This is a genomic window from Streptomyces sp. NPDC107517, assembly GCF_055582645.1.
The window spans coordinates 632,800-651,994 of sequence record NZ_JBVJPM010000001.1 but is presented as its reverse complement, the minus strand read 5'-3'; the positions used below and the strand labels follow the sequence as shown (position 1 = coordinate 651,994).

At 71.4% G+C, this 19,195-nt stretch carries 16 protein-coding genes; 8 read left to right on the top strand and 8 right to left on the bottom strand.

The window, feature by feature from the left end; translation table 11 throughout:
- Position 1 precedes the first annotated feature (1 nt).
- The 3 genes from ACZ67T_RS02800 to ACZ67T_RS02790 all read right to left on the bottom strand — a co-directional run bounded on the left by ACZ67T_RS02800 (position 2) and on the right by ACZ67T_RS02790 (position 3,934).
- Positions 2–1,012: an ABC transporter permease gene (locus tag ACZ67T_RS02800; protein ID WP_469981173.1), complete on the bottom strand. Its 1,011-nt coding sequence runs from the start codon at positions 1,010–1,012 to the stop codon at positions 2–4.
- 121 nt (positions 1,013–1,133) lie between these two features.
- The gene (locus ACZ67T_RS02795; RefSeq protein WP_469981172.1) at positions 1,134–2,654 is read right to left on the bottom strand and encodes a sugar ABC transporter ATP-binding protein; all 1,521 of its coding nucleotides are present in this window, start codon (positions 2,652–2,654) and stop codon (positions 1,134–1,136) included.
- 98 nt (positions 2,655–2,752) lie between these two features.
- Positions 2,753–3,934: an ROK family transcriptional regulator gene (locus tag ACZ67T_RS02790; protein WP_399968049.1), complete on the bottom strand. Its 1,182-nt coding sequence runs from the start codon at positions 3,932–3,934 to the stop codon at positions 2,753–2,755.
- A 209-nt stretch (positions 3,935–4,143) separates the two neighbouring features.
- Between ACZ67T_RS02790 and ACZ67T_RS02785 the strand changes: the two genes are divergently transcribed.
- Positions 4,144–5,331: a low temperature requirement protein A gene (locus tag ACZ67T_RS02785; protein ID WP_469981171.1), complete on the top strand. Its 1,188-nt coding sequence runs from the start codon at positions 4,144–4,146 to the stop codon at positions 5,329–5,331.
- Between the two features lie 80 nt (positions 5,332–5,411).
- On the opposite strand, the gene ACZ67T_RS02780 is transcribed toward ACZ67T_RS02785, so the two are convergent.
- From ACZ67T_RS02780 to ACZ67T_RS02765, 4 genes are all read right to left on the bottom strand, one after another.
- Positions 5,412–6,089, bottom strand: a complete 678-nt coding sequence (locus ACZ67T_RS02780) for a GntR family transcriptional regulator (protein ID WP_469981170.1) — start codon at positions 6,087–6,089, stop codon at positions 5,412–5,414.
- 131 nt (positions 6,090–6,220) lie between these two features.
- Positions 6,221–7,168, bottom strand: a complete 948-nt coding sequence (locus ACZ67T_RS02775) for a beta-ketoacyl-ACP synthase III (RefSeq protein WP_469981169.1) — start codon at positions 7,166–7,168, stop codon at positions 6,221–6,223.
- Positions 7,169–7,314: 146 nt separating this feature from the next.
- Positions 7,315–7,452 carry an MFS transporter small subunit gene (locus ACZ67T_RS02770; RefSeq protein WP_199841638.1) on the bottom strand — a complete coding sequence of 46 codons (138 nt, stop codon included), beginning with the start codon at positions 7,450–7,452 and terminating at the stop codon, positions 7,315–7,317.
- A complete protein-coding gene (locus tag ACZ67T_RS02765; RefSeq protein ID WP_469981168.1) occupies positions 7,418–8,755 on the bottom strand; it encodes an OFA family MFS transporter in 1,338 nt (445 codons plus the stop codon). Before ACZ67T_RS02765 ends, ACZ67T_RS02770 begins: the two co-directional genes overlap by 35 nt.
- Positions 8,756–8,946: 191 nt before the next feature.
- Between ACZ67T_RS02765 and ACZ67T_RS02760 the strand changes: the two genes are divergently transcribed.
- The 5 genes from ACZ67T_RS02760 to fdhD are packed head-to-tail and all read left to right on the top strand — an operon-like array spanning position 8,947 to position 15,487.
- The gene (locus tag ACZ67T_RS02760) at positions 8,947–9,924 is read left to right on the top strand and encodes a 2-dehydropantoate 2-reductase (RefSeq protein WP_469981167.1); all 978 of its coding nucleotides are present in this window, start codon (positions 8,947–8,949) and stop codon (positions 9,922–9,924) included.
- The gene (locus ACZ67T_RS02755; RefSeq protein ID WP_469981166.1) at positions 9,921–11,861 is read left to right on the top strand and encodes a molybdopterin oxidoreductase family protein; all 1,941 of its coding nucleotides are present in this window, start codon (positions 9,921–9,923) and stop codon (positions 11,859–11,861) included. Before ACZ67T_RS02760 ends, ACZ67T_RS02755 begins: the two co-directional genes overlap by 4 nt.
- 8 nt (positions 11,862–11,869) lie before the next feature.
- On the top strand, positions 11,870–13,774 hold the full coding sequence (locus tag ACZ67T_RS02750; protein ID WP_469981165.1) for an NAD(P)H-dependent oxidoreductase subunit E: 1,905 nt from the start codon (positions 11,870–11,872) through the stop codon (positions 13,772–13,774).
- The gene (locus ACZ67T_RS02745; protein WP_469981164.1) at positions 13,771–14,631 is read left to right on the top strand and encodes a 2Fe-2S iron-sulfur cluster-binding protein; all 861 of its coding nucleotides are present in this window, start codon (positions 13,771–13,773) and stop codon (positions 14,629–14,631) included. The genes ACZ67T_RS02750 and ACZ67T_RS02745 overlap by 4 nt, the downstream gene beginning before the upstream one ends.
- Positions 14,632–14,638: 7 nt before the next feature.
- Entirely contained in the window at positions 14,639–15,487 is an 849-nt protein-coding gene (fdhD, locus tag ACZ67T_RS02740) for a formate dehydrogenase accessory sulfurtransferase FdhD (protein ID WP_469981163.1), read from the top strand.
- Positions 15,488–15,669: 182 nt separating this feature from the next.
- Here the strand turns inward: fdhD and ACZ67T_RS02735 are convergent, their stop codons facing one another.
- Positions 15,670–16,116, bottom strand: coding sequence for a MarR family winged helix-turn-helix transcriptional regulator (locus tag ACZ67T_RS02735; protein WP_469981162.1), 447 nt, complete (start codon positions 16,114–16,116; stop codon positions 15,670–15,672).
- Positions 16,117–16,210: 94 nt separating this feature from the next.
- Between ACZ67T_RS02735 and ACZ67T_RS02730 the strand changes: the two genes are divergently transcribed.
- Together ACZ67T_RS02730 and ACZ67T_RS02725 are read left to right on the top strand one after the other, a co-directional pair.
- Complete coding sequence (locus tag ACZ67T_RS02730) at positions 16,211–17,134, top strand: quinone oxidoreductase family protein (RefSeq protein WP_469981161.1); 924 nt, start codon at positions 16,211–16,213, stop codon at positions 17,132–17,134.
- Between the two features lie 135 nt (positions 17,135–17,269).
- Entirely contained in the window at positions 17,270–19,186 is a 1,917-nt protein-coding gene (locus ACZ67T_RS02725) for an exo-alpha-sialidase (RefSeq protein ID WP_469981160.1), read from the top strand.
- The last annotated feature ends 9 nt before the right edge of the window (positions 19,187–19,195 follow it).

Below are 19,195 nucleotides of genomic sequence, written 5' to 3'. Positions count from 1 at the left end.
GTCAAGAAGTGGTGGTGGAGGTGCGTCGCTGGACCAGGACCGCGGCGACGATGATCGCCCCCTTGGCGATCTCCTGGACGTCACTCTGCAGGTTGTTGAGCGCGAAGATATTGGTGATCGTGGTGAAGATCAGTACGCCGAGCACGGAGCCGGTGATGGTGCCCCGGCCGCCGGTGAGCAGGGTGCCGCCGATGATCGCGGCGGCGATGGCGTCGAGTTCGTAGAGGTTGCCGTTCGTGTTCTGTCCGGAACCGGCCAGGACGATCAGGAGGAAGGCCGCGATGCCGCAGCACAGGCCCGACAGGAGGTAGAGGTAGAGGCGCTGACGGCGTACGTCGATGCCGGCGAGCCGCGCGGCCTCGGCGTTGCCGCCGACGGCGACGGAGCGGCGGCCGAACGTCGTACGGTTCAGGATCAGCCAGCCGACGACGGTGACGGCGGCGAAGACGAGGACGAGCGGCGGGATGCCGAGGATGTAGGCGTCGCGCTCGCCGAGCTTGAGGACGCTGTTCACGGACACGGTCTGGGTCTTGCCGTCCGTGATCTGGAGGGCGAGGCCGCGGCCCGAGGCGAGCATCGCGAGGGTGGCGATGAACGGGACCATGCCTCCGTACGCGATGAGCAGTCCGTTGACCAGTCCGCAGGCGACGCCCACGACGACGGCGGTGAACAGGATTCCCGCGAAGCCGTACTCCTGCGTCGCGACCGTGGTGGCCCAGACGCTCGCGAGGGCGACGATCGCGCCGACCGACAGGTCGATGCCGCCGGAGATGATCACGAAGGTCATGCCGACGGTGACGACACCGATGACGGACGCCTGCGTGAGGATCAGCTGCACGTTGTTCGTGTCGAGGAACGAGTCGGGCTGGGTGATGCCGCCGATCAGGACGAGGGCGGCGAGCACGCCCACCAGGGACAGGGTCCGCATGTCCGGGCGGAACCCTCTCGGGCGGGGGCCGGCGGGCGCGGTCTTCGGGGTGGCGGGCCGGGCGGGGGATGCGGGCTGGGTCATGGTGCCGGGCTCCCTTCGGGTGCGGGTTCTTGGGCGTGAAGCCGGACAGGGGCGGGGTGGTGCGCAAGGGCCTCCGGGCTGCGGGCCGGTGGGGGTTTCTCGCGCCGTTCCCCGCGCCCCTTCAGGGGCGCTGCTGGGCTCCGGCGAGGACCAGGTCCAGGACCCTGTGTTCGTCCAGGTCCGCCGCCGGCGACTCGTGGATCACCGCGCCCTCCCTCAGCACCAGGACCCGGTCCGCGAGTCCGAGGACCTCGGGGACCTCGCTGGAGACCATGAGGACCGCGAGGCCGTCGTCGGCGAGGCGGCGGATGACGGCGTAGAGCTCGGCGCGGGCGCCGACGTCCACGCCGCGGGTCGGCTCGTCGAGGAGGAGGACGCGGCAGCCCCGCAGCAGCCAGCGGGCCAGGACGGCCTTCTGCTGGTTGCCCCCGGAGAGGGTGCGCACCGGCGCGGACGGGTTGTCGGGGCGCAGGGACAGCTCGCGGGTCGCGGCCCGCGCGGCGTCGAGCTCCTTGCCCCGGTCCAGCCAGCCCCCGTACGAGAAGCGGGACATGGAGGAGACGGAGACGTTGTTGGTGACGGACTCCAGCATGAGGAGTGCCTGTGCCTTGCGCTCCTCGGGAGCGAGGCCGAGACCGGCGCGGACGGCGGCGCGGACGCTGCCGGGCCGCAACACCCGTCCGTCGACGACGACTTGTCCGGTAGTGGCCTTGCGTGCGCCGTAGATCGTCTCCAGGATCTCGGAGCGTCCCGAGCCGACGAGGCCCGCGAGGCCGACGATCTCGCCGGGCCGCAGTTCGAGGTCCAGTGGCGCGAACTCCCCATGCCGGGAGAGGCCCTTGACGGTCAGGACGGGTTCGGCGCGAGGCGGTCCCGAGGGGCGCTCGGGAAACACGTACTCGACGTTCCGGCCGGTCATGAGGGCCACCACGTCGCGGGTCGGCGTCTCCTTGGCGGGCAGTCCGCCCGCGACCGCCCGGCCGTCCTTGAGGACGGTGACGCGGTCGCCGATCCGGCGGATCTCCTCCAGGCGGTGCGAGATGTAGACGACGGCGACGCCGTCCGCGGTGAGGGAGTCGACGATGCGGAAGAGGTTGTCGACCTCGTCCGGGTCGAGGGCGGCCGAGGGTTCGTCCATGACGATGAGGCGGACGTCGTGGGAGAGCGCGCGGGCCATGGAGACGATCTGCTGCTGGGCCGCCGAGAGGTCGCCGACGAGCGTGCCGGGGTCGACCTCTTCGTGCCCGAGCCGCTTGAGCAGTGCGGCGGTCGTGGTGCGCGCGTCACGTCCGCGGACCACGAATCCGGCGGTGGTCGGCTCGTGTCCGAGGTAGACGTTCTCGGCGACGGACAGCCCCTCCACCAGGTCGAGTTCCTGGTAGATGGTGGCGATGCCGAGGCGCATCGCGGCGATGGGCGACTTGAGCACCGTGCGCTCGCCGCGCCAGGTGATCGTGCCGTCGTCGGGCTGGTGGGCGCCGGCGAGGACCTTGATGAGGGTGGACTTCCCCGCGCCGTTCTGGCCGAGGAGGCAGTGCACCTCACCGGCCAGGACCTCCAGGTCCACGCCGTCGAGGGCGCGGACGCCGGGGAACGACTTGGTGATGCCGGACATGGTGAGCAGGGGTGGTTCCGGTGCCATGAGTGATCCCCTCGGCGGGTGCGGGCCGGTGCCAGGGCAGGGCGGAGCTGAGCGCCGTACTGGTGTGGTGATCTCGTGCGGTGTTACGCCGGGCGGTGTTACGCCGGTGAGAACAGGTGGTCGCTGATCAGGCGGGCCGCGCCGATGACTCCGGCGGTGGGGCCGAGCTCGCCGAGGACGATGGGGAGGTTGCCGGTCGCCAGGGGCAGTGACTGGCGGTAGACCTGGGTGCGCAGGGCGGCGAGAAGCGTGTGGCCGAGGCCGGTCACGCCGCCCCCGATCACCACGAGGCCCGGATTGAAGAAGCTGACGAGTGAGGCGATGACCTGCCCGGTGCGGTTGCCGCCCTCGCGGATGAGATCGAGTGAGGTGGCGTCGCCGGCGGCGGCCGCGACGGCCACGTCGGCGGCGCTGAGCTTCCCGGCCGCCTCCAGCAGGGCGGCGAGTTCGTCGGAACGGCCCTCGCGGGCGGCCTCCTCGGCGTCGCGGGCGAGTGCCGCGCCGCTGAAGTAGGCCTCCAGGCAGCCCTTGTTGCCGCAGGCGCACTGGCGTCCGTCGGGCTCGACCTGGATGTGTCCGATGTCGCCGGCGCTGCCCGTCGTGCCGCGGTAGACCTCTCCGCCGACGACGATGCCGCAGCCGATGCCCGTGCCGATCTTGACGCAGAGGAAGTCGCGCGCGGAGCGGGCGACGCCCGCGTGCTGCTCCCCCATCGCCATCAGGTTCACGTCGTTGTCGACCATGACCGGGCAGCCGAGTTCCTGGCTGAGGGCCTCGCGGACGGGGAAACCGTCCCAGCCCGGCATGATCGGCGGCGCGACCGGCACGCCCTCGGGGAACCGGACGGGTCCAGGGACGCCGATCCCGGCTCCGTCGAACCCCTCGGCCAGCCCGGAGGCCCTCAACTTGGCCGCCATCGCGAGCACTTGCTCGAAGACGGCGACCGGACCCTCGCGGACGTCCATGGGCTGGTTGATGTGCCCGAGGACTTCCAGTTCGGCGTTGGTGACGGCGACGTCGACCGAGGTCGCGCCGATGTCGACGCCGAGGAAGCGCAGTTCGGGGGCGAGCCGGATGTTGTGGGAGCGGCGCCCGCCGCGCGAGGCGGCGAGTCCGTCGGCCACGACGAGGCCCGTCTCCAGGAGCCGGTCCACCTCGACGGCCAGCTTCGACCGCGAGAGGTCGATCTGGTCGCCCAGCTGGGCCCGGGAGTTGGGTCCGCCGTCGCGCAGCAGACGCAGCAGACGCGCCTGGTGCGCGTTCGCGGGTCGAGCCGTCATGCGTCTCACGTGCCCCTCCCCGCCTCACCGGGCCGCCTGTCGTCCCGTCTTCGGGCTTTCGAGGGGAACGTAGCAGTGCTTGCCGGGAGTGGGAAGAAGTTGCGCAGCAATTACCCATGACTTTCTCCAGTGAGAGGACAAAGAGCCGGGAGGGCAGATCCGCGTACCCTGTCGCTCGCACAACTGACGTGCTTCACAAGGGGGTTGGCATGACGGAGAGCACGCGCGTACCGGAGGAGAGGACACAGGAGCGACGGCCCGTCCCCGAACTGCGGGTCAGCACGCTGGAGCTCTTCTTCGACCTCGTCTTCGTCTTCACCCTGACGCAGATCACCGTGCTGCTCGCGCACGACCTGTCGTTCGCCACGGCGGGCCGGGTCGTCCTCGTCTTCGTCGTGCTGTTCTGGATGTACGGCGCCTACGCCTACCTCACCAACCAGGTGCCGCCCGACCGGCCCTCACGCCGGCTGCTGCTCATCGTCGGGATGGGCGCGTTCCTGGTGTGCGCGCTCGCCATCCCGCGCGCCTTCACCGACGGGGGCGTGATCTTCGGGCTCGGGTTCCTGCTCGTCGTCGTGGTGCACAGCGCGCTGTACACGCGCAGCCACGGCCGTGACGTGATCTGGTACGCGGTGCCGAACGCGCTGGCCGCGCTCGCCGTGACGACGGCCGGCCTCTTCCACGGGCTCGCCGCCGACGCGTGGTGGGTGCTCGCGATCCTGCTGCAGATCGTCACGCCGTTCCTGGCCCAGGCCGGTCCCCGCAGCCACGGCGGGCGCACGACGGACGACCTCAGGGGTCAGCTCGGCGGCCTGGAGCCGGGGCACTTCGTGGAGCGCCACGGCCTGCTCCTGATCATCGCGTTCGGCGAGTCCGTCATCGCGATCGGCATCGGCATCGGCGACCAGCCGCTGACGGTGGGCCTGTTCGGGGGCGCGTTCCTGGCGCTCGCGGTCGCGGTCGCACTGTGGTGGACATACTTCGTACGGGACGAGGGGGCGGCCGAGGAGACGTTCCGGGCCACGGAACCCGCGCGCCGCTTCCGCCTCGCGATGAACGCGTACTACTACGCCTTCCTGCCGATGCTGCTCGGGGTCGCGTTCCTCGCGGCGGGCGTGAAGAAGTCGCTCGGGCATCTCGGTGAACATCTGCACACCGGGCCCGCGCTCGCGCTCGCGGGCGGTGTCGCGCTGTTCCTGGCCGGCGATGTCGCGTTCCGCACGGCCATGCGGCTCTCCCCGCTCGTCTTCCGGGCAGCGGCCGTGCCGGTGGTGCTCGGCGCGGCGCTGCTCGGGATGCATGTGGCCGCCGTGGCGGAACTCACCGCGCTCGTCGTGATCCTGGTGGTGATGCTGGCGGCGGAGGCACGGGCCCTGTCGGGGCGCCGCGCCGGGTGACGGGCCGGCCGCGGCCCGCCGTGCGGTTCCGCGCGCCCCGGCCGTGCTGTTCCCCCGCGCCCCTTCCAGGGGCGCGTCCCCTACCCCTGGTCGCGCCGGTGGTACGTCTCTCGTGTGTGCTCGGTGTGGGCCCGCATGACCGCCGTCGCCCGCGCCTCGTCCCGCTGCGCGATCGCCGCGATCAGCTCGCGGTGCTCGATCCAGGACTGCTTGCCGCGCTGGCGGGCGACCGGCTGGTAGTACCAGCGCACCCGGCGGTCCACCTGTCCGGCGAGCTCGCCGAGCACGACGTTCCCCGCGAGTTCCATGACCTTGGCGTGGAAGGCCGCGTTCGTCGCCACGACGAGTTCGACGTCCCCGTCGGCGACGGCCTGCTCGCCTGTGGCGCAGAGCTCTTCGAGGGCGGTGATCCCGGCCTTGCCGGCGTTCGCTGCGGCAAGGCGGGCCGCCTCGGCCTCCAGGAGCGTGCGGACCGTGAGGAGCTGGTCGGCCTCGTCCTCGGTCGGTTCGTGCACGAAGGCGCCCTGCGCCGGACGGAGATCGACCCAGCCCTCGGTGTTCAGCCGCTGGAGCGCCTCACGCACGGGCTGCCTCGACACCCCCAGGTGACCGGCGAGTTCGCTCTCGACCAGGTGCTGACCCGGCTGAAGTGCACGCGTCGTGATCAGTTCGAGCAGCGCCTCGTAGACCCGCTCGCGCAGCGGTCCGGGGCGCTCGAGCTTGGGCACCGCCCCCTGCGGCAGTCCTGTGGACAACATCGCGGTCCCCCTCCTGGGCAACGGAGAAGCCAGTATGAATTGGCTTTCGTCTACAGTCTACCGAGCACAATGGCCAGTAGGGGCGGGAGTTGGGCTCGTCACACGCGTGAACGCCGCGAAATCACGCCTGCTCAGGGGCAGCGGACGACCTGGCCCGCGTAGGACAGGTTCCCGCCGAATCCGAAGAGCAGCACCGGCTGGCCGCTGCGGACCTCACCGCGCTCGACGAGCTTGGAGAAGGCGAGCGGCACACTCGCGGCCGAGGTGTTGCCCGAATCGACGACGTCACGCGCGACGACGGCGTTCACCGCGCCGATCTTCTCGGCGAGCGGCTCGATGATCCGCAGGTTCGCCTGGTGCAGGACGACGGCGGCCAGATCGGCGGGGGTGTACCCGGCGCGCTCGCACGCCGCGCGGGCCAGCGGCGGCAGCTGCCGTGTCGCCCAGCGGTAGACGCTCTGGCCCTCCTGCGCGAAGCGTGCCGGCTCGCCCTCGATGCGGACGGCGTTGCCCATCTCGGGCACGGAACCCCACAGGACGGGCCCGATGCCCGGCTCGTCGCCGGGCGGGCAGGCCTCGACCACGACGGCGCCCGCGCCGTCGCCGACCAGGACGCAGGTCGTGCGGTCGGTCCAGTCGGTGACGGCGGACATCTTGTCGGCGCCGATCACCAGGGCACGCGTCGCGGCGCCCGCCCGCACGGCGTGGTCGGCCGTGGCGAGCGCGTGCGTGAAGCCGGCGCACACCACGTTGACGTCGAGCGCCGCGGGCGAAGGCACGCCGAGGCGGTGCGCGACGCGCGCGGCCATGTTCGGCGAGCGGTCGACGGCGGTGGAGGTGGCGACGACGACGAGGTCGATGTCGGCCGCCGTCAGCCCGGCCGACGCGAGCGCCTTTGCCGCGGCGTGCGCGGCCAGATCGTCGACCGGTTCGTCGGCACCCGCGATATGACGGGTGCGGATGCCCACGCGGCTGCGGATCCACGCGTCGTCGGTGTCCACCATGGCCGCCAGGTCGTCATTGGTGAGGACCCTGGCAGGCTGGTAGTGGCCAATGGCGGCGATGCGCGAACCGGTCATGGGTGGGGCCCCTCGGTGCTCGGGATGCGGGTCCACCAGTCTGGTGAGCGACTCACCGGTACGAGGGCACGTAAAGCGACAGGATTGGGGCGCCCTGGTTGGAGGGTGCCCCACATCGCCCTGCGGCGTCCGGGTTCTCTTCCTTTCTACCCCGTGAAGAGCTGCCTCGCCTTCTGTACGAGTTCGTACAGGCCGTACGCGAGCGGCACCCCGACCCACAGCCAGGCGAACAGGGTGAGCGCGCGGCGGCTAGGCGGACTGCCGGCGCTCTGCGGCTGCGTCATCGGTGGCCTCCCTCGGGGCGGGGATGTGGTGGCGGGCGTGGACGGGACGGATCAGCTCGTTCGCGACGAAGCCCACGACGAGCAGGCCGATCATGATCGTGAAGGACAGGCCGTAGAGGTCCTGGCCGTGCTTGCCGGCCTCTTCCTGGCTGTCGGCGACCCGGTTGACGATCAGCGGGCCGAGCACTCCGGCGGTGGACCAGGCCGTGAGCAGCCGGCCGTGGATCGCGCCGACCTGGTAGGTGCCGAAGAGGTCCTTGAGGTACGCGGGGACGGTGGCGAAGCCGCCGCCGTAGAAGGAGAGGATCACCAGCGCGCAGCCGATGAACAGGGGCTTGGAGGAGTCGCCGAAGCGGGCGATCAGCAGGTACATGACGGCGCCCACGCCCAGGTAGAGGCGGTAGACGTTCTTGCGGCCGACCAGGTCGGAGGCGGAGGACCAGCCGATGCGGCCCGCCATGTTCGCCGCCGACAGGAGCGCGACGAAACCGGCCGCGGCGGAGACGCTGACGGGGGTGCCGCTGTCCTTGAAGAAGTCCGTGATCATCGGGGCGGCCTTCTCCAGGATGCCGATGCCCGCCGTCACGTTCATGCAGAGCACGAGCCACAGGCACCAGAACTGGGGGGTGCGCACGGCGCTGCGGGCCGAGACCTGCACCCCGTCGAGCGGCGCCGGCACCCCGGCCTTGCGCACCCCTTCCGTACGCGGCACCCGCACGAGCAGCACCCCGAGCGACATGAACACGGCATACGCGAGTCCGTGCACGAGGAACGCGAGGGCGATGCCCCGGGAGTCGGCGCCGAAGGACTCCAGCATCTGAGCGGACCACGGGGAGGCGATCAGCGCGCCGCCGCCGAAGCCCATGATCGCGATGCCGGTGGCCATGCCGGGCCGGTCGGGGAACCACTTGATCAGGGTCGACACGGGCGAGATGTAGCCGATGCCGAGGCCGATCCCGCCGACGAAGCCGTAACCGAAGACGATCAGCCAGAACTGTCCGGTGGCGGCGCCGAGGGCGGAGAGCAGGAACCCGGAGGAGAAACAGACGAGGGCGACGGTCATCGCCCAGCGCGGTCCGTTGCGCTCGACGAGCGTGCCGCCGAAGGCCGCGGAGAGGCCGAGCATCACGATGCCGAGCTGGAAGGGGAGGGCGCTCTGGGTGCCGCTGAGGTGCATGGCGGACTCGAGCGGGGGCTTGAAGACGCTCCAGGCGTAGGCCTGGCCGATGGAGAGATGGACGGACAGAGCGGCGGGCGGAACGAGCCAGCGGCTCCAGCCGGTTGGCGCGACGGGGGGCCTCATGATCCCGAACGTTAGGGAGCCGTACGGGAGTTGGGAAGAGGATGCGCCGGAATCCGTACACGGTATGCGATGCGCCACCTCTTGTCGGCCCATCTTCCATACTGTAGACAATATTCCATCGACAGTCCGACGGTCCTCCGCACTCTCCTCCCGTGAGAGCAGGAGCCCTCGACCGAACGGAGCTCGCCATCGTGAAAGTCGCAGTCCTCGGCGCCGGTGCGATCGGCGCCTACGTCGGAGCCGCGCTGCATCGCGCCGGCGCCGACGTGCATCTCGTCGCCCGTGGACCGCACCTCGCGGCCATGAGGCAGCACGGCGTCCAGGTACGCAGCCCCCGCGGTGACTTCACCGCCCGGGCCCACGCGACCGACGACCCCTCGGGGATCGGCCCGGTCGACTATGTCTTCCTCGGTCTCAAGGCGAACTCGTACGCGGCGTGCGGGCCGCTCATCGAGCCGCTGCTGCACAGCTCGACGGCCGTGATCGCGGCCCAGAACGGCATCCCCTGGTGGTACTTCCACCGGCACGGCGGCCCGCACGACGGGCAGCGCATCGAGAGCGTGGACCCCGGCGGCGCGGTCAGTGCGGTGCTCGCGCCCCAGCGGGCCATCGGCTGTGTCGTCTACGCGGCGACGGAGCTCGAAGGCCCGGGCGTGGTACGCCATCTCGAAGGAACCAGGTTCTCCGTCGGGGAGCCCGACCGCTCGGTGTCGGACCGCTGCCTCGCCTTCAGTGAGGCGATGCAGGCCGGGGGCCTCAAGTGCCCGGTCGAGCGCGAACTGCGCGGCGACATCTGGATCAAGCTGCTCGGCAACATCTCGTTCAACCCGATCAGCGCGCTGTCCCGGGCGACCATGCGGCAGATGTGTCTGCACGGCGGCACGCGCCGGGTCATCGAGATCATGATGACCGAGACGCTCGCCGTCGCCGGGGCGCTGGGCTGCCGCCCGGACATCTCCGTCGAGCGGCGCCTGGCCGGCGCCGAGCGCGTCGGCGACCACCGCACCTCGACACTCCAGGACCTGGAGCGCGGCAAACCGCTCGAACTCGACGTGCTGCTCGCGGCCGTCGTGGAACTGGCGGAGATCACCGGCGTCCCGGTCCCGACGCTCCGCACCGTCCACGCCATCTCGGATCTGCTCGCCGACCGCATGAGGAGCGCGGCATGAAGAAGCGGGACCGCACCCCGAAGACGTACACCCGCCTCACCCATCCCCTCGTCCGGGACTCCCGTGACGAGCCGTTCCGCCGCGCCACCTGGGACGAGGCACTCGCCAGGGCGGCGGACGGCTTCCGGCGCACCAAGGAGGCGCACGGCCCCGACGCGTTCGCGATGCTCTCCTGTGCCCGCGCCACGAACGAGATGAACTACGTGGCGCAGAAGTTCACACGCGTCGTGATGGGCACCAACAACGTCGACTCGTGCAACCGCACGTGCCACGCCCCCAGCGTCGCGGGCCTGTCCGCGGCGTTCGGCTCGGGCGGCGGCACCTCCTCGTACGAGGAGGTCGAGCACACCGACCTCATCGTGATGTGGGGCTCCAACGCCCGCTTCGCGCACCCGATCTTCTTCCAGCACGTCCTGAAGGGGATCAGGAACGGGGCACGGATGTACGCGGTCGATCCGCGCCGCACCTCGACCGCCGAGTGGGCGGAGAGCTGGCTCGGCCTGAACGTCGGCACGGACATCCCGCTCGCCCACGCCGTGGGCCGCGAGATCATCCACGCGGGACTGCACAACAAGGCGTTCATCGAGCGGGCCACGACCGGCTTCGACGAGTACGCCGAGCTGGTCGAGCCGTGGACCCTCTCCCTCGCCGAGAAGGTCACGGGCGTCCCCGCCGCCGCCATTCGCGACCTCGCGCACGCCTACGCCACCGCCGAACGCGCCCAGCTGTGCTGGACCCTCGGCATCACGGAACACCACAACGGCACCGACAACGTAAGGGCGTTGATCAATCTGTCGCTGCTCACCGGGCACGTCGGCCGCTACGGCTCCGGCGTCCAGCCCCTGCGCGGGCAGAACAACGTCCAGGGCGGCGGCGACATGGGCGCCATCCCCAACCGCCTGCCCGGCTTTCAGGACATCCTCGACAGCGCGCACCGCATCAAGTTCGAGCGCGCCTGGGGCGCGGCCATCCAGCCGCGGTACGGGATGACGCTCACCGACATGTTCGAGGCGATGGAGCACGGCGAACTGCACGCCGTGTACTGCATCGGCGAGAACCCCGCCCAGTCCGAGGCCGACAGCGAGCAGGCGATACGCCGTCTCGCGGCCCTCGACCACCTGGTGGTCCAGGACATCTTCCTGACGAAGACGGCGGAGATGGCCGACGTGATCCTGCCGGCGACCGCCGCCTGGGCGGAGTCCGACGGCACAACGACCAACAGCGAAAGGCGAGTTCAGCGAGTACGCGCCGCGCTCACCCCGCCCGGCGAGGCCCGCGAGGACATCGACATCATCTGCGAGGTCGCCGCGCGGCTCGGCCACGACTGGAAGTTCGCCGACTCCGAAGCCGTCTGGAACGAGCTGCGTGACCTGTCGCCGGACCACTTCGGCATGACGTACGACCGCCTGGAGGAGCACCAGGGCCTTCAGTGGCCGTGCCCGGACCTGGAGGCCCTGCCGTCGAGCTTCCTGCACGGAAGGCTCTGGGAGCAGGATCCGGCGCTGCGCGGCCGTGCGGCGCCCTTCGGGCTCGTCGCGCACGACCCGCCCGTGGACCTGACGGACGAGTCGTTCCCGATCCGCCTGACGACGGGCCGGCGTCTCGACTCGTACAACACCGGTGTGCAGAGCGGGAGTTTCGCCTCTCCGATGCGCCGCGGCGAGTACGTCGAGCTGTGCCCGGAGGACGCGGAGCGGTACGGCGTCGTGGTGGGCGAGGAGGTACGGGTGTCGTCGCGGCGCGGCGTGGTGGTGGCGCCCGTGTGGGTCGACCCGGCGCTGCGGCCCGGGCTCGCGTTCATGACCATGCACTTTCCCGACGAGGTGGACACCAACCAGCTGACGATCGAGGCGAACTGCCCGATCGCGGGGACGGCGGAGTTCAAGGCGTCGGCGATCCGTATCGAGAAGCTGCCCGTCGCGGCCGTGAGGAGCTGAGGCAGGACATGGATCTGCACTTCGGTGACAGCAAGCCCACCGACGAGGAACGCGAGGCGGTCGACGCGCTGCTCGGGCCGCCCGGCTCCGCGTGGGAAGCCCCTCTCGGTGACTCGGCGGTCCGATCGGACGCGGATCTGCGCTGGGCGCGCGGCGGCCGTGCGGCGCGGGAGCGGCGGGACCTGCTGTTGCCGGGGCTGCACGCGGTCAACGACCGGATCGGCTGGATCAGCGACGGCGCCCTCGACTACCTGTGCCGGCGGCTGACGGTGCCGCCCGCGGAGGCGTACGGGGTGGCGACGTTCTACTCGATGTTCTCCGTGAAGCCGCGCCCGGCGACCGTGCTGCACGTGTGCACGGACGTGGTCTGCGCGGCGGCCGGCTCCGCCGAGCTCTGCGCGGGGGTGGAGGGTCGGCTGCAGCTCGGCAGTGGGGTTGCCGTTGAGCGGAGTCCTTGTCTGGGGCTGTGTGAGCGGGCTCCGGCCGCGCTTGTGGTGCGGGCGGGTTCGCCTGCGGCGAGCCTCGGGGGCCAGCCCCCGGACCCCCGCTCCTCAAACGCCGGAGGGGCTGAAAAGACGCAGATGACAGCCGTCGTGGCCCCCGCCACCCCCGAGGCCGCCGTCCTCGCCGCGTCCGCCCCCGAGGCCGCCGAGCCCGAACCGCCCGCCTCGCTCGCCGTCCCGCAGGCCGGGCAGCCCGGGCTGACCCTGTTGCGCCGCATCGGCGTCGTGGACCCGGCCTCGCTCGACGACTACCGGTCCCACGGCGGATACACCGCCCTGCGACGGGCGTTCACGCTCGGGCCCGCGGGGGTGATCCGGGAGGTGACCGACGCGGGGCTCGTCGGGCGCGGCGGGGCGGCCTTCCCCACCGGCGTGAAGTGGAAGGCCACCGCATCCCAGCCCGACCATCCGCACTACCTGGTGTGCAACGCCGACGAGTCCGAGCCCGGCACCTTCAAGGACCGTGTCCTGATGGAAGGGGACCCGTACTCCCTGATCGAGGCCATGACGATCGCCGGGTACGCGGTCGGCGCCCACAAGGGGTACCTGTATCTGCGTGGTGAGTACCCGCGCGCGCTGAGGCTGCTGAGCAACGCGATCGAGCAGGCGCGCGCCCGCGGGCTCCTCGGGGACGACGTGCTCGGCCAGGGCTACGCCTTCGACATCGAGATCCGGCGGGGCGCGGGCGCGTACATCTGCGGCGAGGAGACCGCTCTCTTCAACTCCATCGAGGGCTACCGCGGCGAGCCGCGCTCCAAGCCGCCCTTCCCCGTGGAGAAGGGCCTGTTCGGGAAGCCGACGGCCGAGAACAACGTCGAGACGCTCGTGAACGTGCTGCCGGTCCTGACGATGGGCGCCGAGGCGTACGCGGCGATCGGCACGGAGAAGTCGACCGGGCCGAAGCTGTTCTGCGTGTCGGGGAGCGTCGAGCGGCCGGGGATCTACGAGCTGCCGTTCGGCGCGACGCTCGGCGAACTGCTCGCCCTCGCGGGGAAGCCGGACAACCTGCGGGCCGTGCTGCTCGGCGGCGCCGCGGGCGGCTTCGTGCGCGCCGACGAGATGGACATCCCGCTCACCTTCGAGGGGACGCGCGCGGCCGGCACGACGCTCGGCTCGGGCGTGGTCCTCGCCATCGACGACACCGTTCCGCTGCCGCGCGTCCTGCTGCGGATCGCCGAGTTCTTCCGCGACGAGTCGTGCGGACAGTGCGTGCCGTGCCGGGTGGGCACGGTCCGGCAGGAGGAGGCGCTGCACCGGATCGCCGAGCGGACGGGTGCGGCGGCCGCGGGTGACATCGCGCTGCTCAGGGAGGTGGGGCGGGCCATGCGGGACGCCTCGATCTGCGGTCTGGGGCAGACCGCGTGGAACGCCGTGGAATCCGCCATCGACCGCCTGGGGGCGTACGAATGACCGCCATACCGCTGGGAGTGCCGCGCCGCCTCGTCGAGTTCACGCTGGACGGGCAGGAGGCGCGGGTGCCCGAGGGGTCGACGATCCTGGACGCCTGCCGGGCCGCGGGCAAGGACATCCCGACGCTGTGCGAGGGCGACACCCTCACCCCGAAGAACGCGTGCCGGGTCTGCGTCGTCGAGGTCGAGGGCGCCCGCACCCTCGCCCCGGCGTGCTCGCGCAGGGCCGAGGCGGGGATGGAGGTCCGCACCGACACGGAGCGGACCCGGCACAGCCGCAAGGTCGTCCTCGAACTGCTCGCCTCGTCCGTGAACCTGTCGACGACACCGCGCGCCGCCGAGTGGATCAAGGAGTACGAGGCGAAGCCCGACCGGTTCGGCCCGGACGCGGCGCGTGTGGACGAGGAGCCGCGCGTCGACAACGACCTGTACGTCCGGGACTACGACAAGTGCATCCTCTGCTACAAGTGCGTCGACGCGTGCGGTGACCAGTGGCAGAACACGTTCGCCATCTCGGTCGCCGGGCGCGGCTTCGACGCGAGGATCGCCGTGGAGCACGACGCGCCGCTGACGGACTCGGCGTGCGTGTACTGCGGCAACTGCATCGAGGTGTGCCCGACGGGCGCGCTGTCCTTCAAGTCGGAGTTCGACATGCGGGCGGCGGGCACCTGGAACGAGGCGGAGCAGACGGAGACGACGACGGTGTGCGCGTACTGCGGTGTGGGCTGCAACCTCACGCTCCATGTGCAGGACAACGAGATCGTCAAGGTCACCTCGCCGCACGACAACCCGGTGACGCACGGAAACCTCTGCATCAAGGGCCGCTTCGGCTATCAGCACGTACAGAACCGGGACTGATCGAGCCATGGGACGAGTCACGGAACGACGCAAGGTGCTCCGCATCCGCGACGAGCAGGTTTCGAGGAGGCCGGACACGCTCGTCGCCGAGGAGCCACTGGAGATCCGGCTGGGCGGCAAGCCCCTCGCCATCACGATGCGCACCCCGGGCGACGACTTCGCGCTCGCGGCGGGGTTCCTGGTCAGCGAGGGCGTCCTCGGCGCGACGGAGGACCTGCAGAGCATCGTGTACTGCGCCGGGGCCACCCAGGACGGAACGAACACCTACAACGTCGTCGACGTGCGCACCGCTCCCGGTGTGGTGCTCCCCGACATCACGCTCGAACGCAATGTGTACACGACGTCGTCGTGCGGCCTGTGCGGGAAGGCGAGCCTGGACGCGGTCCGTACGACGACCCGGTTCGCCATCGACGACACTCCCCCGGTCCGGATCGAGCCCTCGCTCCTGGCGAGCCTCCCCGACCGGCTGCGCGAGGCCCAGCGGGTCTTCGACCGGACCGGGGGTCTGCACGCCGCCGCGCTGTTCTCGGAGGCCGGGGAACTGCTCGACATCCGCGAGGACGTGGGCCGGCACAACGCGGTGGACAAGCTCGTCGGGCGCGCCCTCCAGAACGGCGCGCTTCCGCTGTCCCGCGCGATCCTGCTCGTCTCGGGCCGCGCTTCCTTCGAGCTCGCGCAGAAGGCGGTGATGGCGGGCATCCCGGTCCTCGCGGCCGTGTCCGCGCCGTCGTCGCTCGCGGTCGACCTGGCCGCCGAGACCGGCCTCACCCTGGTCGGCTTCCTGCGCGGGCCCGACATGAACGTGTACGCGGGAGAACACCGCATCGCCCTGCGGGCCGCGGCCGCCCAGGGCTGACCGGTTTCCCCGCGTCACGGCGACGGGGCCCGGATCCGGCGGGGAGCGCCCCCTGCGCCGGCCGGGCCCCACGCGCCGACGCCTCGGTCTCCTTTTCCGGCGCCCCGTTCCCTCTCCTTCTCATGAGCCGTGCTCGCCGGGCATCCGCTTCTCATGAGCCGTGCTCGCCGGGCATCCGCTTCTCATGAGCCGTGCTCGCCGGATATCCGCTCCAGCATGTCCATGAACGCGACGCGCTCCTTGGCCGAAAGCGGCGCCAGGAGCGCGTCGTTGGCGTCCTGGGCGGCCGCGGCGCACCGCCGTATCGTCGCGCTGCCTTCGTCGGTGGCCGTGACCGCGTTCTTGCGGCGGTCCTTCGGGTCGGGGGTGCGCACGACGAGGCCCGCGTCCTGCAGGTCGTTCAGGACGCCGACCATGTCCTTGGGGTCGAGCGAGACGCTGCGCACCAGGTCGGCCTGGGCCACGGGCTGCAGGTCCGTCACCGCGCACAGGACCACGTGGTGCCACATCTTCAGGCCCTCGCGGGCGAGCGCGTCGGCGACGAGGCCCCGCCCGCGCTCCGCGGCGCGGCCCAGGCGCCAGCTGGGGAGGGTACGGATGACGCCCAGGGCGGGCTGGTTCTCGGACATGGGAGCAGTTTAGCCAAGAACCGTTGGACTTCCCAATGAATCTCGGTATCGTTGGCGCTCCCAACGACCCCCACCCCGGGAAGGCGGTGTGCCGATGCGGCGCGTCCGTTACGAACACAGTGGTGGCCCCGGCGTCCTGTTCCTGGAAGAGGCGCCCGTCCCCGAGCCGGGACCGGGTGAACTCCTCGTCCGCACCGAGGCGATCGGCGTCACGCTGCCCGTCGTCCGCAAGGTCCGGGAACCGCGCGAACCCATCCCGCTCGGCGGCGAGGTCGCCGGCGCAGTGACGGCCGTCGGTCCCGACGTGACGGAGTACGCCGTCGGTGACCGGGTCACCGGCCTCGTCTTCGGGCACGGCTACGCCGACCACGCGCTCCTGCACGTCGCCATGGCGTCACCGGTGCCGGAGGGCGCGAGCGCCACCGACGCGGTGGCACTGGTCCGCAGCGGGCTCGTGGCGTACGGCGCGCTGCAGGCCGCGCGCCCCGAGCCGGGTGAGGCGGCGCTCGTGACGGCGGCGGCCGGCGGGGTCGGCCATCTCGCCCTGCAACTCGCGACGCTGAGCGGCGCCTCCCGGGTCATAGGCGCGGTGTCGGAGCCCGGCAAGGCGGAGTTCGTACGCGGACTCGGCGCCGACGACGTGGTGACGTACGACGACGAGAACTGGGGCGCGCCCGTCGACTACGTCCTGGACGCGGTGGGCGGCGAACTGCTGACGCCGGGCCTGAAGGCGCTCGCGCCGCACGGGCGGCTCGTGGCGTACAGCTCGGGCGGCGGCACCGTCGAGGCGTACGACCTGCTCGTCGGGGCCAAGTCCGTGATCGGTTTCCAGATGGCACTCATCGCGCGCGGGACGCCCGAGACGTACGAGCGGTGGCGCACAGAGCTGTGGCGCATGTTCTTCGAGGGGACTCTGCGGCCCGCGGTGCACGCGGAGTTCGCCCTGGAGGACGCGGCGCGGGCCCACGAGGCAATCGAGGGGCGCGCCAATCTGGGCAAGGTCGTCCTGATCCCCTGATGCACGGTGCTTGTGGCGTGCCGAGCGTCCCAAGTAGCGTCTGTGGCCCGGACATTGGACGTGGGATGTCTGAATGTCCAGACGCATGAGCCGTGACATCAGCCTTGACACGAGCCGTTGAAGGGTGGCAGCACCATGCCGTCAAGCCTCCGTGTACGTCTGAGATCCCTGGGCACATCCGTCGTCGCGCTGTTCGCGGTCGCCGCGGGGGCCGCGCTGCCCGCGCGGGCCGCCGAACCGGCTGACGCGACACGAGCGACCCAGGCCACCGCGGCCCGGGCGGCCTCGGCCCAACCGCCGTTCGAGCAGCAGGTCCTCTTCAAGGCTTCCCAGGATCCCGGGTATGCCTGCTACCGAATTCCGGCCGTGGTGAAGACGAAACAGGGGACGCTGCTCGCCTTCGCCGAGGGGCGCACGAACGACTGTTCCGACGCGGGCGACATAGACATCGTCGTCAAGCGGTCCGAGGACGGCGGCCGCACCTGGAGCCCGCTCCAGGTCGTCAACGAGGGCGCCGGTGACACGCACGGCAACCCCGCCCCCGTGGTCGACCTCAGGACGGGCCGCATCGTGCTCGCGGAGACGTACAACACCGGCCGCACGGACGGAAAGAACTGCGACGTCCCGTGCGACCGCACCCCGCACCTCCAGTACAGCGACGACGACGGCCGCACCTGGTCGGCGCCGCGCGACCTGAGCGACGAGATCATGCCGAAGGACTGGAACTCCTGGTACGCGACGGGGCCGGTGCACGGCCTCCAGCTCACCCAGGGGCGCCACCGCGGGCGGCTCGTCTTCACCGTCAACGCCGAGACCTGGAACGGCAGTCGCGTCACCGCGAACCACGCCGCGCTCATGGTCAGCGACGACGGCGGCAGGCACTGGCGGGTCGGCGCGAAGGACTCGTGGCCGATCGCGGACGACGGCACGTTCCGGCAGAAGCCGTCCGAGATGACCGTCGCCGAACTGCCCGGCGGCACTCTGTACGTGTCGGGGCGCGAGCAGGACGGCACCGACCTCGGTCACCGCACGCACACCTGGAGCCGGGACGGCGGCGACTCGTTCACGCGGCGCTTCACGACGCTCCCCGACCTCTACACCCCCCAGGTGCAGGGTTCGGTCCTGCGCACCGGCAACCGGCTGCTGCTGGCCTGCCCCGGCGACCCCGACCGGCGCCGGACCATGACCATCCGTTCCTCGTACGACGGCGGGCGGACCTGGGACAGCTTCGACCGCTCGACCGTGGTGACGACCGACTGGTCCGGCTACTCGGACCTCGTGCAGGCGACCCGCGACCACGTGGGCCTCATGTACGAGGGCGGCGCGGTCGACGCCCGCGACGAGATCCGCTTCGCCCGCTTCACCGAGGACTGGCTGACGCCGCGCCGCGGCGCGGACCCGACGACGGAGGACCGGGCCCACGACGCGCGGGACGCGGCCGTGCTCGGCGGTGCCTCCCCGACCGCCGGCCGCTTCGGCGGGGCGCTGTCCTTCGACGGGACGGACGACGCCGTACGGCTCCCGTACAGCGACCGGCTGCCGCTCGGCACGAAGGACTTCACCGCGTCGCTGTGGTTCCGCTACTCCGCCACGACCGGTGAGCAGCCGCTGCTGTGGATGGGCGGCATCGGCACCACGCAGCCGCAGGTGTGGCTGCGCGCCGAGCCGGCGAGCAACCGCATCACGGGCCTGATCACCACGCGGGACGGCGCCGCGGCCCCGCGAACGGCCTCGGTGCGCACCACCGCCGCCTACAACGACGGCCAGTGGCACCGTGCCGTACTGCGGCGCGGCGCGGGACAGCTGACGCTCACCGTCGACGGGACGTCGGTCAGCACGCCCGACGTCCCGGGCTCCGTCAGCCGTAACTCGCCGTTCGGCGTGCACGTGGGCGAGCGGATGGACAGCCGGGCGCACTTCACCGGCGCGATCGACGAAGTCCGGCTCCAGGACCGGGCGTTGAGCGACGAGGAGCTCGACACCCCGGTCACCACTGTGACCCCGGACACCGTCCTGTGGCTGCCCATGGACCGGGTGCGCGGGGGCCACTAACGTCCCAGC

Bases quoted from the DNA above. Each gene is read 5' to 3' on its own strand.
- ACZ67T_RS02800 (WP_469981173.1), bottom strand. From the start codon at position 1,012: ATGACCCAGCCCGCATCCCCCGCCCGGCCCGCCACCCCGAAGACCGCG.
- ACZ67T_RS02795 (WP_469981172.1), bottom strand. From the start codon at position 2,654: ATGGCACCGGAACCACCCCTGCTCACCATGTCCGGCATCACCAAGTCG.
- ACZ67T_RS02790 (WP_399968049.1), bottom strand. From the start codon at position 3,934: ATGACGGCTCGACCCGCGAACGCGCACCAGGCGCGTCTGCTGCGTCTG.
- ACZ67T_RS02785 (WP_469981171.1), top strand. From the start codon at position 4,144: ATGACGGAGAGCACGCGCGTACCGGAGGAGAGGACACAGGAGCGACGG.
- ACZ67T_RS02780 (WP_469981170.1), bottom strand. From the start codon at position 6,089: ATGTTGTCCACAGGACTGCCGCAGGGGGCGGTGCCCAAGCTCGAGCGC.
- ACZ67T_RS02775 (WP_469981169.1), bottom strand. From the start codon at position 7,168: ATGACCGGTTCGCGCATCGCCGCCATTGGCCACTACCAGCCTGCCAGG.
- ACZ67T_RS02770 (WP_199841638.1), bottom strand. From the start codon at position 7,452: ATGACGCAGCCGCAGAGCGCCGGCAGTCCGCCTAGCCGCCGCGCGCTC.
- ACZ67T_RS02765 (WP_469981168.1), bottom strand. From the start codon at position 8,755: ATGAGGCCCCCCGTCGCGCCAACCGGCTGGAGCCGCTGGCTCGTTCCG.
- ACZ67T_RS02755 (WP_469981166.1), top strand. From the start codon at position 9,921: ATGAAGAAGCGGGACCGCACCCCGAAGACGTACACCCGCCTCACCCAT.
- ACZ67T_RS02750 (WP_469981165.1), top strand. From the start codon at position 11,870: ATGGATCTGCACTTCGGTGACAGCAAGCCCACCGACGAGGAACGCGAG.
- ACZ67T_RS02745 (WP_469981164.1), top strand. From the start codon at position 13,771: ATGACCGCCATACCGCTGGGAGTGCCGCGCCGCCTCGTCGAGTTCACG.
- fdhD (WP_469981163.1), top strand. From the start codon at position 14,639: ATGGGACGAGTCACGGAACGACGCAAGGTGCTCCGCATCCGCGACGAG.
- ACZ67T_RS02735 (WP_469981162.1), bottom strand. From the start codon at position 16,116: ATGTCCGAGAACCAGCCCGCCCTGGGCGTCATCCGTACCCTCCCCAGC.
- ACZ67T_RS02730 (WP_469981161.1), top strand. From the start codon at position 16,211: ATGCGGCGCGTCCGTTACGAACACAGTGGTGGCCCCGGCGTCCTGTTC.
- ACZ67T_RS02725 (WP_469981160.1), top strand. From the start codon at position 17,270: ATGCCGTCAAGCCTCCGTGTACGTCTGAGATCCCTGGGCACATCCGTC.